Raw genomic sequence first — 17,707 nt, 5'->3', positions numbered from 1 at the left:
CAGGCTTTTTCGCATGTTTCATGGCGGGTCGCCCCTGCTGTCGGCCCGATGTCTTCACAGTGTCGCCGCATGCGGCAGCAGCCAGGTGCCCCCCTGCTGCGGCGCGCAATTGACGCGCAGCGTGCAGCCATAGGCGCGCGAAAGCGTGGCGTCGGTCAGCACCTCGGCGGGGGCGCCGGTGGCGGCGATGCGCCCCCGGTGCACCATGGTCACGGCATCGGCGTACATCGCCGTCAGGTTCAGGTCATGCATCACCGCGATCACCCCGCCGCCGCGCGCCGCATAGGCGCGCAAGAGCTGCATCACCATCAACTGGTGGCCGATGTCGAGGCTCGAAACCGGCTCGTCCAGCAGCAGCCAGCGCGGGGCGCCATGCGCCACGGGCTCCCACACCTGGGTCAGCACGCGGGCCAGTTGCACGCGCTGCTGCTCTCCGCCCGACAGCTCCTGGTAGAACCGCCCGCCATAGCCGGCCAGCCCCACCGCGTCGAGCGCGCGCAACGGCAGCCGGTCGCGCCCCGCCGAGGCGCCCGCCGTCAGGCCAAGGCGGATCACCTCGATCACGGTGAAGGGGAAGGCCAGCGTCGCCGCCTGCGGCAGCACCGCGCGCATCCCCGCCAGTTCCCAGCCCTTGAGGTGATCCACATCGCGTCTGTTGATCGCGACCCGGCCCGAGCGCGCCACCTCTCCGCAGAGCGCGCGCAGCAACGTGCTCTTGCCCGACCCGTTGGGGCCGACGATGGCCGTCAGTTGCCCGGCCTGCGCGCTGAAATCGACGCCGTGCAGGATCGTGCTGCGGCCGAGCTTCACGCCTATGTCGCGGCCGGTGAAGGTCACAGGTCCACCACCATGCGGCGGCGCAGCAGGATCCACAGGAAAACCGGCGCGCCGAGGATCGCGGTGACGATGCCGATGGGCAGCTCGGCCGGCGCGATGATGGTGCGGCTGATCATGTCCGCCCCGAGCAGCAGGCTCGCCCCCAGCAGCGCCGCGTTGGGCAACAGCATCCGGTGATCCGGCCCCGAGGCCAGCCGCAGCAGGTGCGGCACGACGATGCCGACGAAACCGATCCCGCCGGACACCGCCACGGCGGCGCCGGTGGCGGCGGCGACGCTGAGCACCGCGAGGTTCTTGACCCGCTGCACCGGGACGCCCAGATGCCCCGCCGCCGCCTCGCCGAGCGCCAGCGCGTTGAGTCCCCGCGCGAGGAACGGCGCGCCCATGAGCGCCAGCAGGATGATCGGCGCGCTGGCCAGCAGCTTGCCCCAGGTCGCCCCGGCGAGCGAGCCGAGCTGCCAGAACGTGAGGTCGCGCAATTGCTGATCGTCCGCGGCGTGGATCATCAGCCCCGACAGCGCCATGGCGAGCGCGGCCAGCGCGATCCCGGCCAGCAGCATGGTCGCAACGGATGTGCGTCCGCCGCGCGTCGAAACGCGGTAGAGCAGCAAGGTCGTCGCCCAGCTTCCCGCGAAGGCGGCGAGCGGCACGAGATGCGCGCCCGCCAGCGCCATCGCGCCCGCCGGCAGCGCCCCGCCCAGCACGATGGCGGAAATCGCGCCCAGCCCTGCCCCGGCGCTGACGCCCACCAGCCCCGGATCGGCCAGCGGGTTGCGGAACAGCCCCTGCATCACCGCGCCGGAGGTCGCCAGCGCCGCGCCCACGAGCGCGCCCATCAGGGTGCGCGGCAGGCGGATGCTCCAGAGGATGGTTTCATCCATGCGGGAAAGCGGCCTTCCCTGCGCCAGATCGCCCAGGGCCGCCCAGAGCGACGCGCCCGCCGCCCCCGTGGCCAGGCTGGCGGTCATGGTCGCGAGCAGCGCCAGCCCGAGCCAGAGGCTCAGTCGCCGCGCCGCCGCGGCGCGGTCAGGCGGGTCGGCCGTGGCGATGTCGTCACAGCGCGCCAGTGTCATCGGCCTCTTTCCCGTAGAGCGCGTCCGCGAGATCCTGCACCGCCTGCGCCGTGCGCGGGCCAAAGCCCAGCAGGTATTGCCCGCCCATTCGGATCACCGCGCGGTTTTCGCCTGCCGGGGTTGCGGCGATGGCGGGCAGGGCGAACAGCGTGGCGTCGTCGATCATCGCCTCGCCTCCGCGCGTCATCATCAGGATCGCGTCGGGCGCGGCCTGCACGATGGCTTCGTCGCTGACGGGCTTGTAGCCCTCGAACCCGTCAAGCGCGTTGATCGCTCCGGCCATTTCGATCACGGTGGCCGCCTCGTTGTTGCGCCCGGCGGCCAGTATCCGCCCGCCCTGCCCGCTCAGCACGAACAGCACGCGCTTGCGCCCGGCTTCAGGGACGGCCCCGGCGCGGGCGGCGGCGCGCGCGAGCTGCGCGGCGACGCTGGCGGCCAGCGCGTCGGCCTCGGCCTCGGCGCCCAGCGCGGCGCCGACGGCGTCTATCTTCTCGACGATGCCGGCGGCGGTCGGCGAGTCGGGGATCAGCGCCAGCGGCGTCCGGGCCTCGCGCAGGACGTCGAGCGTCGCGGGCGGGCCGGCATCGGCCTCGGCCAGCACGAGGTCGGGGGCCATCGAGAGGACCCCCTCGGGCGAGAGCGCGCGCACATAGCCAACGTCGGGCAGCTCGAGCGCCGCTTCGGGGTAGATCGACGTGGTGTCGCGCGCGACAAGGCGATCCTGCTGGCCGAGTTGATAGACGATCTCGGTGATCGCGCCGCCGATGGAGACGATGCGCTGCGCGGGCTCGGCAGCGGCGGACGCCGCCAGCACCAGCGCGCCCAGCGTCACGAGGATGCGGCGCATCACGCCGCCCCCTGGGCCGCGAGGCCGGGCAGCGCTTCGACGATCTTCTGCCACGGGGCGCGGCTGTCGGGCAATTCGCGCCCGGCGGGCACCGGGAAGATCTGGAAGATCAGCCCGCCCTCGGAATCGAACGCCTCGACCGAGAGCGCCGCGCCGCGTTTGGTCGGCTTTTCGACCGCCCAGACCTCGGCCACGCGGTCAAGCCGCAGGTGCAGGTTGAAACCGGGATCGAGCACGTTCAGCCACGGCCCCATCGGCTTCAGCGTCTTCAGGTCGCCCGAACGGATCTGGATGCAGCCGTGACTGCCGACGAAGATCATGATCGGAATCCCCGCGTCGCGGACCGCGTGGAACATGGAATCGACGCTGCCCGTCGCCAGCGCGCGGGTGAACGGCGCGCCGACGATGCGGTAGGCGCCAAGGCGGTTCATCTTCAGCTTGCCGGCCATCGAATAGAACTGGTGCGTGTCGGTCATCGCGGCCCAGCCCTTGCGCAGCGCCTCGACCTTGTCGGGGTTGGCGCGGGGCGGCTCGGTCGTATCGCGCGGCTTGACAGCGAGGTCCGGCGCCTCATCGTCATGGCGCAACTCGGCGACGGCGCGCTCGAACGCGGGCAGGGCCGACTCTTCGCGCAGGAATATCTTGTGCGCCGCGTCGCCGGCGCGGTCGAACGCCTGCAGACTGCGGCGGACGCCGTTCTCGGTCTCCTTCTCGACCGCGAAGGCGCTGGCCCAGCGATTCGGGAAGATCCGCAGATCCATCGGCTCGTTCAGCACCATCGCCGCGTGCTTGCCGGGCTGGTAATTGTCGTAATGTCCGACGACCTCGCTCACGCAGGATTCGTTGCGGGTGAGCGCCATGACCTCGCCAAGGGTGCAGGCGGCGCCGATGATCCCATCGGGATGGGCGTTGAGCCGGGTGACGCCGTGGCCGACATGGGCGGCGAGCAGCTGCGCCTCGGAGATGCCCAGCTTATCGGCGAGATCGCGCTCGCGCTGCTTGGGGTTTCGAGCTCTCGCCTCGCGTATTTCGACAGGAGTGGGAAGAGTGTCCAGCGCCATGGAAGCCACCTTTGTTCGTTCGTTTCGAAAGGAGTTTTCTGGCTGGGACGGAACGCCGCCCTTGGCTGGATGGGCCATGCCGGGGCATGGCCGTCAGTTCTTGACGCTTTTAGTCGGATTACGCGTTTGCCGCAAGCGGGAAACTGCGCCAGGTCCGATCCGGCAATCGGACCTGAAACGGAACCTGCTGCGCGCGTTCGTAATCGCGCGACAGCGGGATCAGGCGTCAGGCGGAGCGTGGTCGGTGAGGCATTCCTCGTGGTCGCGCAGCACCTCGAGGATGCGGCAGTCGGCGACACGGTCGGCGGTGCACTCGCCGATCATCCTTCGCAACTCGATCCGGAGCGCCTCGAGCCGTGCGATCCGGGCCTCGACCTCCTTCAGCTGTCTCTGCGCCACCGCGTCAATCCGCGCGCAGGAGCGCTCGGGGCTGTCCGAGAGGTCCAGCAGCTCGCGGATGGCCTCGAGCGAGAAGCCAAGTTCGCGGGAATGGCGGATGAATGCGAGTCGATCAAGCTCCGTGTCCCGGTAGCGGCGCTGCCCGCCCTCGGTCCGGTCGGGCTCGGGCATCAGGCCGATCTCTTCATAGTAGCGGATGGTCTGCACCTTGGCGCCTGTCCGCTTGGCGAGAGCGCCGATGGATAGCATGTGTCATCTCCTTCGTTGGGCGGGATCGCCCGCTTCCCATCCGGTGATGCGGAAATCTTCTCGATGGGGCTTGAACCTACAGTGGCTGTAGATCGTATATCGAAATCCGACGGCGAATCACAATGGAGAAACATCATGGCGGATGGCGGCGCCGGACAGCGCGAGTGGCGCGTGACGGGTATGGATTGCGGCGCCTGCGCCGCGAAGGTGCGCGGCGCGGTGGAGCGTCTGCCCGGCGTCGAGGATGTCGACGTTGCGCTGATGGCCGAGCGGTTGCGTCTGACGCTCAACGAGAGCCAGACATCGCCCGAGCGCATCGAGAAGGCAGTGCGAGGAGTCGGTTTCGGCATCGCGCCGAAAGGCGCGAAGCCGGAGAAGCCCAAGGGTGGCTTCGTCTTGCCGGACGGCGCGTTCCCCGGCGCCGAGGACACACCGGAGCCGGAAGAGGAAGGCCCGGCGCAGCCCGAGGAAGCGGCGGCCCCGTCATGGCACCGGACATCCAAGGGGCGCCTGGTGATCGGCACCGGCGTATTGCTTGCGACGGCGTGGACTTCGCGGCTGCTGTTTCCGGCCGAGTTCGCGCATTGGGCCTTCGTTCTCGCCACGCTGATCGGGCTCGTCCCCGTGGCGCGGCGCGCCTTCGCCATGACGCGGGCGGGCATGCCCTTCACCATCGAGATGCTGATGACGATCGCCGCGGGCGGCGCGCTGGTGATCGGCGAGCCGGAAGAGGCCGCGCTCGTCGTCTTTCTTTTCGCCGTGGGCGAGCTCCTGGAGGGCGTCTCGGCCGGCAAGGCGCGCGACAGCATCCGCGCGCTTTCGAAGCTCGTGCCAAAGACGGCGCGGCTCGAGGTCGGCGGCAAAACCCTCGAGGTCCCGGCCGAAAAGCTCCGGGTCGGCCAGGTCGTGCAGGTCCGTCCCGGCGACCGTGTCCCCTGCGACGGCGAGGTGATCGAGGGCACGTCAGGCGTTGATGAGAGCCCGGTGACTGGCGAGAGCGTCCCGAGCCTGAAGGAGCCGGGCGCGGAGGTCTTCGCCGGGTCGATCAACGCCGAGGCCCTGCTGCGCGTGCGGGTCACAAAGGCGGCCGAGGACAACACCATCGCCCGCATCGTGCGCCTCGTGGCGGAAGCTGAAAGCGCCCGCGCGCCGACCGAACGTTTCATCGACCGGTTCAGCCGGGTCTACATGCCCGCCGTCGTCGGCGCCGCGCTGCTGGTGGCGGTCGCGCCGCCGCTGGCCTTCGGGCTCGAGTGGGGGGAATGGATCTATCGCGCGCTGGCGCTGCTGCTGATCGGTTGCCCCTGCGCGCTGGTCATCTCCGTGCCCGCCTCGATCACCTCGGCGCTTTCCACCGGGGCCCGGAACGGACTGCTGATGAAGGGCGGCGCGGTGATCGAGGCGGCGGCCCGCACCACTCATGTCGCCTTTGACAAGACCGGCACGCTCACGCATGGGAAGCCCCGGGTGACGGACGTCGCGGCGCTGACCGGGGACGCGGATGACATGCTGTCGCTCGCGGCCGGGGTCGAGAGCGGCGCGAGTCACCCGCTCGGACAGGCGATCTGCGCCGAGGCGGACCGGCGGGGCGTGCACGCGGCGGCGACCGGCGGCCGCGCGCTGCCCGGCAAGGGTGCGGAGGCGTCGATCGACGGCGCTACCGTGTGCGTGGGCTCCCCGCGGCTGGCAGCCGAGCGGGGCGCGCTCACCGACGGCCTGCGCAGCCGCGTCGCGGCGCTGGAAGCCGAGGGCAAGACGGTGGTCATCGTGTTGCGCGATGACGTGCCGCAGGGCCTTGTCGCGCTCAGGGACGAACCGCGCGCCGATGCGGCGGACGCCGTCGCGCAGCTACGCGGCCTCGGCATCTCCTCGGTCATGCTGACGGGGGACAATGCGCGGACGGCGCAGGCCATCGCCGACGGGCTCGGGATCGAACACCGGGCCGAACTGATGCCGGAAGACAAGGTGACGGCGATCCGGGACCTGACGACGGACGCGCGCGTGATGATGATCGGCGACGGCATCAACGACGCGCCCGCGCTGGCCGCCGCGCATGTCGGCGTCGCCATGGGCTCGGGCACCGATGTGGCGCTGGAGACCGCCGACGCGGCCATCCTGCGCAACCGCGTCACGGACGCTGCGGGGCAGATCCGTCTCGCCCGCGCCGCGATGGCCAACATCCGCCAGAACATCGCCATCGCGCTGGGGCTGAAGGCGGTTTTCCTCGTGACCACCGTGCTGGGGATCACCGGCCTCTGGATCGCGATCCTCGCGGACACCGGCGCCACCGTTCTGGTCACGATGAACGCCCTGCGGCTGCTTTTCTTCCGGCCCGCGGGTCCGGCCGAGGTGACAGCGCCGTTCACAGATCCTACATCGGACGCAACCCGCGACAGCGCATCCGCGCCCACCTGAAAGGAGACACCGATGATCCTCACCCGCCGCGCCATGATGGCCGCCACCGCGAGCTTTGCCGCATCCGTTCCGCTCGCGGCAGCCGCCCAGGGCGGTCCCGCGATCCACGTCCTCAAGGACCCCAATTGCGGATGCTGCACCGCATGGATCGAGATCTTGCGCAAGGAAGGCTTCAACGTGACCACCGAGCGCAGCTTCGGCACCCTTCTGATGCGCCACAAGCTCGACAACGGCATCCCCCAGAACATGACCTCCTGTCATACCGGCGAGATCGAGGGCTACATGATCGAAGGGCATGTGCCGGTGGCCGACATCCGCAAGCTTCTGTCCGAGCGCCCCGATGCCGTGGGTCTTGCCGTGCCCGGCATGCCCTATGGTTCACCCGGCATGGGACCAGAGGACGGACACGAGGCATACGACGTGTTCCTGATCCGCAAAGACGGCGGCACGGAGGTATTCACGCGCTACGAGGCGGCGTGAGCGAAGCGCGGCAATTTGCGTCGATCGGACCCGAATTCTGGTTCCTCCTCACCATCGGGCAAGAGATCCTCATGACTGGGTTGCATCTTCGGCGATGAGTTCGGCGGCCATGACCAGGTCCTGCCTGAACTGCGCCTTTGCTCTCTCCCGCCTGGCCTGGTCCGGGGCGCGCAACAGATAGGACGGATGCAGGGTGATCAGCACGGGCCGTCCCTCGGGTCCGGTCTCGATCGAGCCGCGCCGGGAGAGCAGGCGCGCGCCATTGCCGGTCAGGCTCTGCGCGGCCGTGGCGCCCATGGCGAGGATCAGGCTGGGCCGCACCTTTGCGATCTCCGCGTGAAGCCACCAGCGGCAATGCTCGATCTCGGACGTTTCGGGGCGCTGGTGGATGCGCCGCTTGCCTCGGGGCTTGAACTTGAAGTGTTTTACCGCATTGGTGACATAGGCCGCCTCGCGGTTCAGGCCGGCCGTTGCGGCGATCCCGTCGAACATCTGGCCGGCGGGGCCGACGAAGGGTCGCCCGCTCAGGTCTTCCATGTCTCCGGGTTGTTCGCCGACCACCATCAGAGCGGCGTCGGTCGGTCCATCGCCCGGAACCGCCTGCGTCGCGTGGCAATGCAGCGGGCAGCGCGTACAGGCGCGGATCGCTTTCGGCAGGTCTTCTGCCGGACCGTCCCAGGCGGATGCGTGAGACGCCAGTTGCGCCTGAACCTGCGCCATTCGGGCGGGGGGCAAGGTTGGGGCGGCTTCGGCCATGGCGCGGGCGCGGGCCGGCGCTTCGGTGATCATCTGGGGGATGAAGGCGGCCTCCGGCATGTTCTTCCAGTATTTCTTGGGCATCTCCGATTGCATCGCCCTTACCATCAGCCGCGCGGGATTGAAGATGTTCTGAAAATAGGTGATCCACAGCGCCTCGCCTGCGTCCTCGGGCAGGTCGGGCTTGGCGTGGCCCTCGTGGAAGGACAGCTTGCCCTGCTCGAAGATGGCCGACACATCGGGGGTGAGAATGCGCCAATCCATGTCGGCAAAGCGGCGCACGAAGAAATCCGCCGTCGGCTCTACCGTGTGATGGCTGGGCTCGAACCATGCGGCGAAGCTGCGCCGGGGAGCGTCGGGCGCGCCGATTTCGCGAAAGCGCACAAAGGCCTTCATCTTGTGCTGGCAGCGGCGCACGTTCTTTTCCATCTGGCGCAGCCGCGCGAGATCGCGGTCGCCCCGGTCGGTCATCAGGTGCGGCGCGTCCTTCAAGCGCCACAGGAAAGCGTAGAGCCGGGCGAAACGTTCCGGATCGCTGTGCCAGACAGCGGTCTCGGCCATTGCGATAAAGCTGCGCGGCACCGAAACCGGCCCGCCCGAAGGTGGCGGGCTGGCGTCGCCGAAAAGGTCGGGCGCGGCGGCATGATCGCCCCAGATGATTTGCTCCGGCGGCACGCGCGCCGCCAGAAACCCGCGCGCCGCGTCGCGCCAGGCCTTGGCGGCGCCGATACGCGGCAAGCTGACCCTGTGCATCAGAACAGCGTCAATTGTTCGGGCGGTGGCGCAAAGCGCGCGCGCAGATCGGCGCTGTCGGTCAAACCGCCCGGCGTCCACCCCCCGGCGGTGACAAAGGCCCGCGCCTTCTTCATCGACGCGCCCATGCGCAACAGATCCTCGTAGCGCAGCATACGGTGGCGGCGCGTGGTCAGAATGCGGTTCACCGTCTTGACCCCGAACCCAGGCACCCGCAGCAGCATCTCGCGGCTGGCGCGGTTCACGTCCAGCGGAAACACCTCGCGATGCGCCAGCGCCCAGGCCAGCTTGGGGTCGATTTCCAGATCAAGGTTGCCGTCGCGGGTGGCCGAGGTGATCTCGTCCAGTTGGAAGTCATAGAACCGAAGCAGCCAATCCGCCTGATAGAGCCGGTGTTCACGCTGCAAGGGCGGACGGATCAGCGGCAGCTTCGCGGAACTGTCGGGGATGGGCGAGAAGGCGGAGTAGTAGACCCGTTTGAGCTTGTAGCTGGAGTAAAGCCGCGTCGACTGGCCCAGAACCGTGGCGTCGTTCGACCCATCCGCGCCGATGATTATCTGCGTGGACTGTCCCGCCGGGGCGAACCGGGGCGGGCGTTTGCCGGTGAACGACTTGTCCTTGCGCGCGTCCTTGACCATGCGGACACTGGCCATCGCGCGGCGGATCTGCTCGGGCTTCTTCTCGGGCGCGTATTGCTTCACCGCCGCGTCCGTCGGCAGTTCGACATTGATCGAAAGACGATCGGCCAGCAGGCCCGCCTCTTCGATCAGTTCGGGCGCCGCATCGGGGATCGTCTTGAGGTGGATATAGCCGCGAAAGTTCTCCTCGTGGCGCAGTTTGCGCGCGATCCGCACCATGTCCGACATGGTCGCATCGGGCGAACGGATCACGCCCGAGGACAAGAACAAACCTTCGATGTAATTGCGCCGGTAGAATTCGATGGTCAGGCGCACCACCTCGTCAACGCTGAACCGCGCGCGCGGTACGTTGGACGAGACGCGGTTGATGCAATAGCTGCAATCGTAGATGCAGAAATTGGTCATCAGGATCTTCAGCAAGCTGATGCAGCGCCCGTCAGGGGCATATGCGTGACAGATGCCGCTGCCCTCGTTCGAGCCCAGCCCCTTACCGTCGCGGGAATCGCGTCTGGTTGATCCCGAAGACGCGCAGGAGGCGTCATATTTCGCCGCGTCGCTGAGGATTGCGAGTTTCTGATCGAGGCTCTGCTTGGTCATCTGTTCTTTATATGTTCTCAAGCCGAGAATGTCACCTGCTTAGGGTCGCGCCGCGGTCACATGCGCGTGTTTTCGCCCCTGCGTATGGCGGCGTCGCTGCTCCGGGGCGGCTCAATCCTTTGAATGGTAAAAAATTGCATCTTATCCCATTATGCAATAATGGCGACGGCACTTGAAACCGCTCCGACCATCCGAGATTGGGTCGCAGCCCGGGGAATCGCGAAATGCGGCGGACGATCGAACAAGATAGCGCGCTCGCCGACTTTCCCGGCGTGCTGAACGCGTTGGACGACGAAGTCGCCGTGCTGGACGCGTCCGGCTACATCATTGCCGCGAATGGTGCATGGGAGCGGTTCCGCGTGGAAAACGGCGGAGACCCCGACGCCTGCTCGATCGGCAGCAACTACCTGGCGGTGTGCGCAAGCGCTGACGGCCCGTCCAGCGCGGCGGCGCAGATCCTCCCGGATGCCCTGGCCGGCACATTGCAGACCGGCAACACCTTCCGCTGCGAATATCCCTGTGACAGCCCGACCGAAAAACGCTGGTTCGAACTGACCGCGAACCGCTACCAGCAAGACGGCAAGGCATATCTGATCGTTCAGCATCGCAACATCACCAAGCGTCATGTCGAACGCGAAGAGATCGAACAGGCCTATATCAATTCCAATGCCATGGCCGCGCTGATCGCCACGACCAGCGACGCGGTCATAAGCTATGACCTGGACGGCAATATCATCACCTGGAATCCGGCCGCGGCGCGGCTCTATGGGTATGGAGCGGAAGAAATTCTCGGGCGATCCCTCGAAACGCTCTACCCTGAGGGATGGCCCAAACGCGTCACCTACTACCGTGATGAAATCATCGCAGGCCGACTGCAGGATTTCGAGGCGACGCGCATCGCCAAGGATGGAACGGAGCGCGACGTGTGGATCAGTTGCGCGCCGATCCGGAACTCCGACGGAGAGGTCATCGCGATCTCCAACATCCATCGGGACGTTACCGATGTGCGCAAGGCGGAGCGCGCCCGTGACCTCATCGCGCACGAGGTGATCCATCGCGCCAAGAACATGTTGAGCGTCGTATCGGCCATCCAGCGCCAGACAGCGCGCGCGGCGGAAACGCTGGAGGATTTCAACCAAGCCTTCGGATCGCGTCTGGCGTCACTCTCGAAATCGACCGATCTGCTGGTTCACAACGCATGGACAAGCGTTTCGCTCTGCGACGTGGTGACGGGGCATCTCGAGCCGTTCACGTCGGTAGAAAACGACCGGCGCGTGACGATCGCGGGGCCGCATATCGACCTTCAGCCCGAGTCTGTTCAAACCATCGGAATGGCCATCCACGAACTGGCGACCAATTCCGCCAAGTACGGCGTGTTGAAGCAGCGTCGAGGGCAGGTTGCGATTTCCTGGGAAGTCGAGGAAGGATCCGGGCTGTTGCAATTCAGATGGCTGGAGAGCGGGAGTGTCTCGGAGTCCACGCTCTCGAGGAAAGGCTTCGGTCATACGGTGCTTACGTCCCACGCAGCGACGATGCTGGATACGAACGCATCCTACGAGATGAATTCCGATGGCGTTTCCTGGGAGATCAAATTGCCGCCTGCGCATTTCAAGGCTCGCTGACGCGCGCGCGAAGGCGGGAGATCTGTCCCGAGGTTGACGCAATGCGGGCTAGCCATCATCGACGATTGCGTTTGGGGCCGTAGCGATGCCGCGCCTCGAAACAGGGCTCCGAATGACGGGCCGCATCGCAGGATAGAAAACCCCTAGCGACCGGAGCCGTCCCACCGGCAAACACCGCCCGGCAATGGCATTCCTCGGCTTGGCGAGCGACACGACGCTCTAACGCGCGCAATACAACCTGTGCAGGGTTTCCAGCACCGCCGCGGCCTCGGTTCCCGACAGGCGATAATAGATCGTCTGACCGTCCCGCCGGCGCTCGATCAGGCCGGCGTCCTTCAGCCGCTTGAGTTGCTGGGACATGGTGGGCTGCGCGACGCCGCACGCCTGCGCGAGCTCCCCGACAGAGCGCTCGCCCTCCACCAGACGGCACAGGATCCGCAAGCGGCCTTCGGAGGCCAGCATCTTCATCAGCTCCGAGGCTCTCTTGATGTCGCCCTCGAGCAAGTCGTCACCGGCCATTACATTCACCACCTTGAATATTCCTATTGCGATATATATTCGACGATAAACGACATCAAGCGCGCCCGTTCCCGCGCGCCATCACGGAGCCGACAGATGGAAACCACTTTCACCCCCTGGCTGTCGCTTGGCGGCGGCATGATGATCGGCGCATCGGCGGTGCTGCTGATGGCCACCAACGGCCGGATCGCCGGGATCAGCGGTCTCACCTCGCGCATCTTCGCACGCAACAGCGATGGCGACGCGCGGGGCGTTTCGGCCCTGTTCGTCCTGGGCCTGCTTCTGGCGGCGCCGCTGTGGCTGCTGATCGCGGGCGACTGGCCGCAGCAATGGGTGCCTTCGAACCCCGTGCTGATGGCGGTCGCCGGCCTTCTCGTGGGCTTCGGCGCGGTGTTCGGAAGCGGCTGCACCTCGGGCCACGGGGTCTGCGGCATCTCCCGCGGCTCGGCCCGCTCCATCGTGGCGACGCTCGTGTTCATGGCCGCGGCCTTGGCGACCGTCCTCGTCACCCGTCACCTGATCTGAGGCTTGCGCCATGAAACAGCTTTTCGCCCTCGTCTCCGGCCTGATCTTCGGCCTCGGCCTGATCGTCTCCGGCATGGCCAACCCGGCCAAGGTGCTGAACTTCCTCGACCTCTTCGGCAGTTGGGACCCGAGCCTCGCCTTCGTCATGGGAGGCGCGATCCTGGTGACGGCGCCCGGTTTCGCATGGCTCACCCGGATGCGCGACCGGCCGTTTTTCGACAGCGAGTTCCGCATCCCCAAGAAGAGCGACCTTGAGCCCAAGCTCATCGCCGGGGCCACGATCTTCGGAATCGGCTGGGGCTTGGGCGGCTTCTGCCCGGGCCCGGCGCTGACCGCGCTGCCGATCGCCGCGACCGGCGTCCTTGTCTTCGTGCCCTTCATGCTGATCGGCATGTGGGCCGCCCGCCGCGTCCCCGCCAACCCCTTTGCGCCGAAAGGAGCCACACAATGAGCGATCCGTTAAAGTCCCGCGTCGTCCGCCATTCGCCCGCGACCGGGACCGGCAGCCCCGACGTCTGGGGCATCTACGAGCCCGACACCGGCTCTATCCAATATATCTGCGCGGACCCGGCGACGAAGAAGGCGGCGCTGATCGACGTGGTCTGGAACTTCGACCACCGGAACTACCGCTTCTCGACCGAGAGCATGGACCAGGTGTTGGATCTCGTGCGCGAGAACGGGCTGGAGGTGGTCTGGGTTCTCGACACCCATCCGCATGCGGACCATGTGATGGCTTCGGCGCAGCTCAAGGAGCGCATAGGCGCGCCCAACGCCATCGGCGCGCTGGTCCCGGAGATCGCCGGGATCTGGGCCGACCTTTACAACCTGCCGGACGCCTTCGACCCCGATCGTGATTTTGACCGGCTGTTCGCGGAAGGCGAGACCTTCAAGTTCGGCGAGCTGGATATGAAGATCATGCTCTCGCCGGGCCACACGCTTGGCTCGATCACCTATCTGTGCGGCGACGCGGCCTTCGTGCATGACACGCTGATGCAGCCCGATGTCGGCACCTCGCGGTCCGACTTTCCCGGCGGCAAGACGTCCGAATTGTGGGACTCGATCCAGGACATCCTGGCCTTGCCGGGCGACACTCGGCTCTTTGTCGGCCACGACTATGGCGGGCCCGACCGGGACGAGCCGATGTGGGAGGCGACGGTGGCCGAGCACAAGGCGCACAACAAGCACGTCAAGGACGGCACGGACCGCGACGAATATATCAAGCTGCGCCAGGAGCGCGACGCAACGCTGCCGCTGCCCAACCGCATCCTCGCCGCGCTACAGGTGAACCTGCGGGGCGGGCGGCTGCCGCAGGCGGAGGATGACGGGCATCGCTACCTGAAGCTGCCGGTGAACCGCTTCGACTGAGCCACCATGCGGTCGCAGGACCGCCGGCCGCTTCACACACGATTTCGGACCTGATGCCATGTCACTGTCGCGCTATTTCCCGATCCTTGACTGGGGGCGCCACTATGACCGGACCGCATTCACGGGCGACGCGGTGGCGGCGGTGATCGTGACGATCATGCTGATTCCGCAGTCGCTCGCCTACGCGCTGCTGGCCGGCATGCCGCCCGAGGCGGGCATCTACGCCTCCATCGCGCCGATCCTGCTTTATGCGATCTTCGGCACCTCGCGGACGCTGGCGGTGGGACCGGTGGCCGTGGTCTCGCTGATGACGGCGGCGGCGGTTGGCAACGTCGCCGAGAGCGGCGCCGCGGGATACGCCGCCGCCGCCCTTACGCTGGCGGCGCTCTCCGGTGCGATGCTCCTCGCGCTGGGGTTTCTGCGGCTGGGCTTCCTCGCGAATTTCCTGTCGCACCCCGTCATCGCCGGCTTCATCACCGCCAGCGGCATCCTGATCGCCGCCAGCCAGTTGCGCCACATCCTCGGGGTCGAGGCCGAGGGCCACACGCTGATCGAGATCGCGCGCAGCCTCTGGGCGCATCTGGGCGAGGTTAATCTCATCACCCTCGCGCTCGGCGGCTTGGCCACCGCGTTCCTCTATTGGGTTCGCGGCGGGCTGAAGCCGCTCCTTCGCCGGGCCGGTCTCGGCCCGCGGGCGGCCGGTATCGGCGCCAAGACCGGCCCGGTTCTGGCCATCGTGGCGACGACCCTTGCGGTCTGGGCCTTCGATCTTGCGGCGCGGGGCGTGGCCATCGTCGGCGAGGTGCCGCAAAGCCTGCCGCCGCTCACCATGCCATCCGTTTCGCCGGAACTGATCCGGCAGCTTGCGGCGCCCGCGCTGCTGATCTCGATCATCGGCTTCGTGGAGTCCATTTCCGTCGCCCAGACCCTGGCCGCGAAGAAGCGCCAGCGCATCGATCCCGACCAGGAACTGATCGGCCTCGGCGCCGCAAACATGGGCGCGGCCTTTACCGGCGGCTTCCCGGTGACAGGTGGCTTCTCGCGATCGGTGGTCAACTTTGACGCCGGCGCCGAAACCCCCGCCGCCGGCGCCTTCACGGCGCTCGGCCTTGCGCTGGCGGCGCTGTTCCTGACGCCGCTGATCCATTACCTGCCCAAGGCGACGCTCGCCGCGACGATCATCGTCGCGGTGCTCAGCCTGGTCGATCTGTCGATCCTTAAGCGCGCATGGACCTTCAGCCGCGCCGATTTCGCCGCCGTCTTGGCGACCATCCTGCTGACGCTGTTTGCCGGGGTCGAGTTGGGGGTCATGGCGGGGGTGGTCACTTCGATCCTTGTGCACCTCTACAAGACCTCGCGCCCGCACATGGCCGTGGTCGGCCGGGTGCCCGGCACCGAACACTTCCGCAACGTGCTGCGGCACGAGGTGGAGACGCAACCGCACATCCTGTCGCTGCGCGTGGATGAAAGCCTCTACTTTCCCAATGCGCGCTATCTTGAGGACCAGTTGGCCGCCTTCGCCGCCGACAAGCCGGAGCTGACCGACGTGGTCCTGATGTTCCCCGCGGTCAACGAGGTGGACTTGTCGGCGCTGGAGTCGCTCGAGGCGATCAACGCGCGCCTCCGCGACGCCGGCATTCGGCTCCATCTGAGCGAAGTGAAGGGGCCGGTCATGGACCGCCTTAAGCGGAGCCATTTCCTGGACGAGCTGACGGGCGAGATCTTCCTGAGCCAGCATGAGGCCGAGCTTCGTCTGAGGGACCGGGAAGCCGCGCGAACCCCTGCGAGCTGACACCTGTCTATTTGTGCTGACCCGGCTGCAAAAGGCGCAGCGCGATCGGCGGAATCGCGCCGTCCTGCGGAAACAATCCGGAACGGACTGCGAAACACACAAGTTGCTTCACAAGGAGGAACCGTCATGCCATCGCGCTTCGCTCATCCGTGAAGGTGCGCGACCTGTCGGGTAGCTGGAACGCCGGGAGCGCCGCCGGTTACGAGCTCGAAAATCCGAAACCAGGAGGACGCCATGCAAGATACAGTTCAGATCAACGATCGCTTCACGATCGCCAAGTTCGCGCCCGAGACCGATCAGATCCGGCAGGCCGCGCAGGAGGGGTTTCAATCGCTCATCAACATGCAGACCGATGACGAGGGCGAGAAGCTGAAGATGCAGCCGCAGGAGGAAGGAGAAACGGCAAGGGAGGCCGGCCTGACCTTCCTGCATCACCCGGTCGACGGCGAGAAACTCTCCGAAGACCTTGTCGATGATTTCCGCCGAAAGGCCACCGACCTGCCGGCCCCGGTGCTGGTGCATTGCGCCTCGGGCAAGCGCTCGGGCGCCTTCGTGATGATGCATATCGGCTGCGAACAGGGCATGACTGGCGACGAGGTCGTCAATAAAGCCGAAGAGATGGGATTTGAGTGCGACACGAAGGAGCTCGAGGACTTCGTGAAGAACTACGTGAACAGCCAAAACGGCAAATAATTCGACTGGGCCGGGGATGACTACGCTTCGCCATCGGCGCTACCCGGTCGTTTCCCGAGGCCGGTCCCTGCAAAAATGGGTGGCGTGTCAGCCGCTGTTCTTCGGTATCACGCTGACCTTTCCGTTTCGTTCAAGATGCGCCTCTTCGACCTCCGAGAGATCCTGCAAGCCGTGCAGGCGCAGCAACTCCGTGATATCGTTTTCGCCGAAATGAGCCCTCCGGAGGGCCTGCCGGTCCACCACTCCTTTGGAAACAAGGGTTATGGGCCGGCCTTTGACGAGGTAGGAGACCACCTTGGATTGCGGCGCCAAGGCAGTCACCGCAACATAGAGGACAACCAGCAAGCCGGTTGCGGCGAGGGTGGGTAGCAATGGGGCATTGCCGGTGAGCGAGCGGCTCAGGCTCGATCCCAGGATGACGGTAAGGACAATGTCCTGGGCGGAAAGGTTCGAAAATGACCGTCGCGGCGCAATCCGGTAAAGCAGGATCGCGTAAAGAAAGATGACCACGGCACGGAGGCTCATCTGCCACCAGGCAATATGTGGCGTATCCTGCCCAATCAGGTAATGGAATGTCTCCATGCTCGCGGCTCCCCTTGATTACGCGCGCAGATTGCCACGGACCCCGCGTTGGCGGAACCGGGAGAATGGACCGCTCGGGTCATGCTCGACGCCATCACGAACCCGCTTGAACGTCTCAACAAGGAGATCGAGCGCTGTCAATCGGCATTGAAGTTTGACCCCCTATCGGCGTCCAATATTGACCCCCTTGTGCTGAGCAGGCTCGGCGCTGCGTAGCCCTCACATAGCGCAGCGGCGGCGGGCCTGCGGTGTTTTGGGTTGGCGCTATGCGCGGTTCTTGAAGCGCCAGCTTTCGTTTCCGGTTTCGACGATCTCGCAGTGGTGCGTAAGCCGGTCGAGCAACGCGGTTGTCATTTTGGCATCGCCGAAGACGCTGGGCCATTCGCCGAAGGCCAGGTTGGTTGTGACGATGATGGATGTGCGTTCGTAGAGTTTGCTGATCAGGTGGAACAGGAGCTGTCCGCCGGTCTGGGCGAAGGGCAGATAACCCAGTTCATCGAGGAT

At 66.6% G+C, this 17,707-nt stretch carries 19 protein-coding genes; 9 read left to right on the top strand and 10 right to left on the bottom strand.

Annotated elements, in window-relative coordinates; all coding sequences use genetic code 11:
• Positions 1 to 54 precede the first annotated feature (54 nt).
• The 5 genes from D6850_RS06805 to D6850_RS06785 all read right to left on the bottom strand — a co-directional run bounded on the left by D6850_RS06805 (position 55) and on the right by D6850_RS06785 (position 4,466).
• Positions 55 to 837: a heme ABC transporter ATP-binding protein gene (locus tag D6850_RS06805; protein WP_121165220.1), complete on the bottom strand. Its 783-nt coding sequence runs from the start codon at positions 835 to 837 to the stop codon at positions 55 to 57.
• Entirely contained in the window at positions 834 to 1,910 is a 1,077-nt protein-coding gene (locus D6850_RS06800) for a FecCD family ABC transporter permease (protein ID WP_121165218.1), read from the bottom strand. The genes D6850_RS06805 and D6850_RS06800 overlap by 4 nt, the downstream gene beginning before the upstream one ends.
• A complete protein-coding gene (locus D6850_RS06795) occupies positions 1,891 to 2,757 on the bottom strand; it encodes a heme/hemin ABC transporter substrate-binding protein (RefSeq protein WP_121165216.1) in 867 nt (288 codons plus the stop codon). Before D6850_RS06795 ends, D6850_RS06800 begins: the two co-directional genes overlap by 20 nt.
• Positions 2,757 to 3,818 (bottom strand): hemin-degrading factor, encoded by a 1,062-nt coding sequence (locus tag D6850_RS06790; protein ID WP_121165214.1) that lies wholly within the window; start codon positions 3,816 to 3,818, stop codon positions 2,757 to 2,759. The genes D6850_RS06795 and D6850_RS06790 overlap by 1 nt, the downstream gene beginning before the upstream one ends.
• A 219-nt stretch (positions 3,819 to 4,037) precedes the next feature.
• Entirely contained in the window at positions 4,038 to 4,466 is a 429-nt protein-coding gene (locus tag D6850_RS06785) for a MerR family transcriptional regulator (RefSeq protein ID WP_121165212.1), read from the bottom strand.
• Positions 4,467 to 4,601: 135 nt separating this feature from the next.
• Here D6850_RS06785 and D6850_RS06780 point away from each other — a divergent pair, with 135 nt between their 5' ends.
• The gene (locus D6850_RS06780) at positions 4,602 to 6,881 is read left to right on the top strand and encodes a heavy metal translocating P-type ATPase (RefSeq protein WP_245964121.1); all 2,280 of its coding nucleotides are present in this window, start codon (positions 4,602 to 4,604) and stop codon (positions 6,879 to 6,881) included.
• A gap of 12 nt (positions 6,882 to 6,893) precedes the next feature.
• The gene (locus D6850_RS06775) at positions 6,894 to 7,361 is read left to right on the top strand and encodes a DUF411 domain-containing protein (protein ID WP_206019225.1); all 468 of its coding nucleotides are present in this window, start codon (positions 6,894 to 6,896) and stop codon (positions 7,359 to 7,361) included.
• A 69-nt stretch (positions 7,362 to 7,430) separates the two neighbouring features.
• Here D6850_RS06775 and D6850_RS06770 read toward each other — a convergent pair whose 3' ends face one another.
• On the bottom strand, positions 7,431 to 8,870 hold the full coding sequence (locus D6850_RS06770) for a UdgX family uracil-DNA binding protein (protein ID WP_121165210.1): 1,440 nt from the start codon (positions 8,868 to 8,870) through the stop codon (positions 7,431 to 7,433).
• Positions 8,870 to 10,105: a putative DNA modification/repair radical SAM protein gene (locus D6850_RS06765; RefSeq protein ID WP_121165208.1), complete on the bottom strand. Its 1,236-nt coding sequence runs from the start codon at positions 10,103 to 10,105 to the stop codon at positions 8,870 to 8,872. Before D6850_RS06765 ends, D6850_RS06770 begins: the two co-directional genes overlap by 1 nt.
• 224 nt (positions 10,106 to 10,329) lie before the next feature.
• Here D6850_RS06765 and D6850_RS06760 point away from each other — a divergent pair, with 224 nt between their 5' ends.
• Complete coding sequence (locus D6850_RS06760) at positions 10,330 to 11,727, top strand: PAS domain S-box protein (protein ID WP_121165206.1); 1,398 nt, start codon at positions 10,330 to 10,332, stop codon at positions 11,725 to 11,727.
• Between the two features lie 219 nt (positions 11,728 to 11,946).
• Here the strand turns inward: D6850_RS06760 and D6850_RS06755 are convergent, their stop codons facing one another.
• The gene (locus D6850_RS06755) at positions 11,947 to 12,246 is read right to left on the bottom strand and encodes an ArsR/SmtB family transcription factor (protein WP_121165204.1); all 300 of its coding nucleotides are present in this window, start codon (positions 12,244 to 12,246) and stop codon (positions 11,947 to 11,949) included.
• 54 nt (positions 12,247 to 12,300) lie between these two features.
• Here D6850_RS06755 and D6850_RS06750 point away from each other — a divergent pair, with 54 nt between their 5' ends.
• The 5 genes from D6850_RS06750 to D6850_RS06730 all read left to right on the top strand — a co-directional run bounded on the left by D6850_RS06750 (position 12,301) and on the right by D6850_RS06730 (position 16,621).
• Entirely contained in the window at positions 12,301 to 12,771 is a 471-nt protein-coding gene (locus D6850_RS06750; protein ID WP_342769537.1) for a YeeE/YedE family protein, read from the top strand.
• 10 nt (positions 12,772 to 12,781) lie between these two features.
• Positions 12,782 to 13,222 carry a YeeE/YedE family protein gene (locus tag D6850_RS06745; RefSeq protein WP_121165200.1) on the top strand — a complete coding sequence of 147 codons (441 nt, stop codon included), beginning with the start codon at positions 12,782 to 12,784 and terminating at the stop codon, positions 13,220 to 13,222.
• The gene (locus D6850_RS06740; RefSeq protein WP_121165198.1) at positions 13,219 to 14,136 is read left to right on the top strand and encodes an MBL fold metallo-hydrolase; all 918 of its coding nucleotides are present in this window, start codon (positions 13,219 to 13,221) and stop codon (positions 14,134 to 14,136) included. The genes D6850_RS06745 and D6850_RS06740 overlap by 4 nt, the downstream gene beginning before the upstream one ends.
• Positions 14,137 to 14,194: 58 nt before the next feature.
• The gene (locus D6850_RS06735; RefSeq protein ID WP_121165196.1) at positions 14,195 to 15,928 is read left to right on the top strand and encodes a SulP family inorganic anion transporter; all 1,734 of its coding nucleotides are present in this window, start codon (positions 14,195 to 14,197) and stop codon (positions 15,926 to 15,928) included.
• Positions 15,929 to 16,162: 234 nt separating this feature from the next.
• The gene (locus D6850_RS06730; RefSeq protein WP_121165194.1) at positions 16,163 to 16,621 is read left to right on the top strand and encodes a protein tyrosine phosphatase family protein; all 459 of its coding nucleotides are present in this window, start codon (positions 16,163 to 16,165) and stop codon (positions 16,619 to 16,621) included.
• 87 nt (positions 16,622 to 16,708) lie between these two features.
• On the opposite strand, the gene D6850_RS06725 is transcribed toward D6850_RS06730, so the two are convergent.
• A complete protein-coding gene (locus D6850_RS06725) occupies positions 16,709 to 17,203 on the bottom strand; it encodes a DUF421 domain-containing protein (protein ID WP_121165192.1) in 495 nt (164 codons plus the stop codon).
• Positions 17,204 to 17,284: 81 nt separating this feature from the next.
• Between D6850_RS06725 and D6850_RS19650 the strand changes: the two genes are divergently transcribed.
• On the top strand, positions 17,285 to 17,419 hold the full coding sequence (locus D6850_RS19650) for a transposase (protein WP_217510717.1): 135 nt from the start codon (positions 17,285 to 17,287) through the stop codon (positions 17,417 to 17,419).
• Positions 17,420 to 17,467: 48 nt separating this feature from the next.
• On the opposite strand, the gene D6850_RS06720 is transcribed toward D6850_RS19650, so the two are convergent.
• The coding region (locus D6850_RS06720; RefSeq protein ID WP_166434015.1) for an ATP-binding protein at positions 17,468 to 17,707 on the bottom strand (240 nt) is incomplete at its 5' end.

Source organism: Roseovarius spongiae, assembly GCF_003651245.1.
Classification (GTDB): domain Bacteria; phylum Pseudomonadota; class Alphaproteobacteria; order Rhodobacterales; family Rhodobacteraceae; genus Roseovarius; species Roseovarius spongiae.
This window is presented reverse-complemented; position numbering and strand designations above follow the sequence as displayed.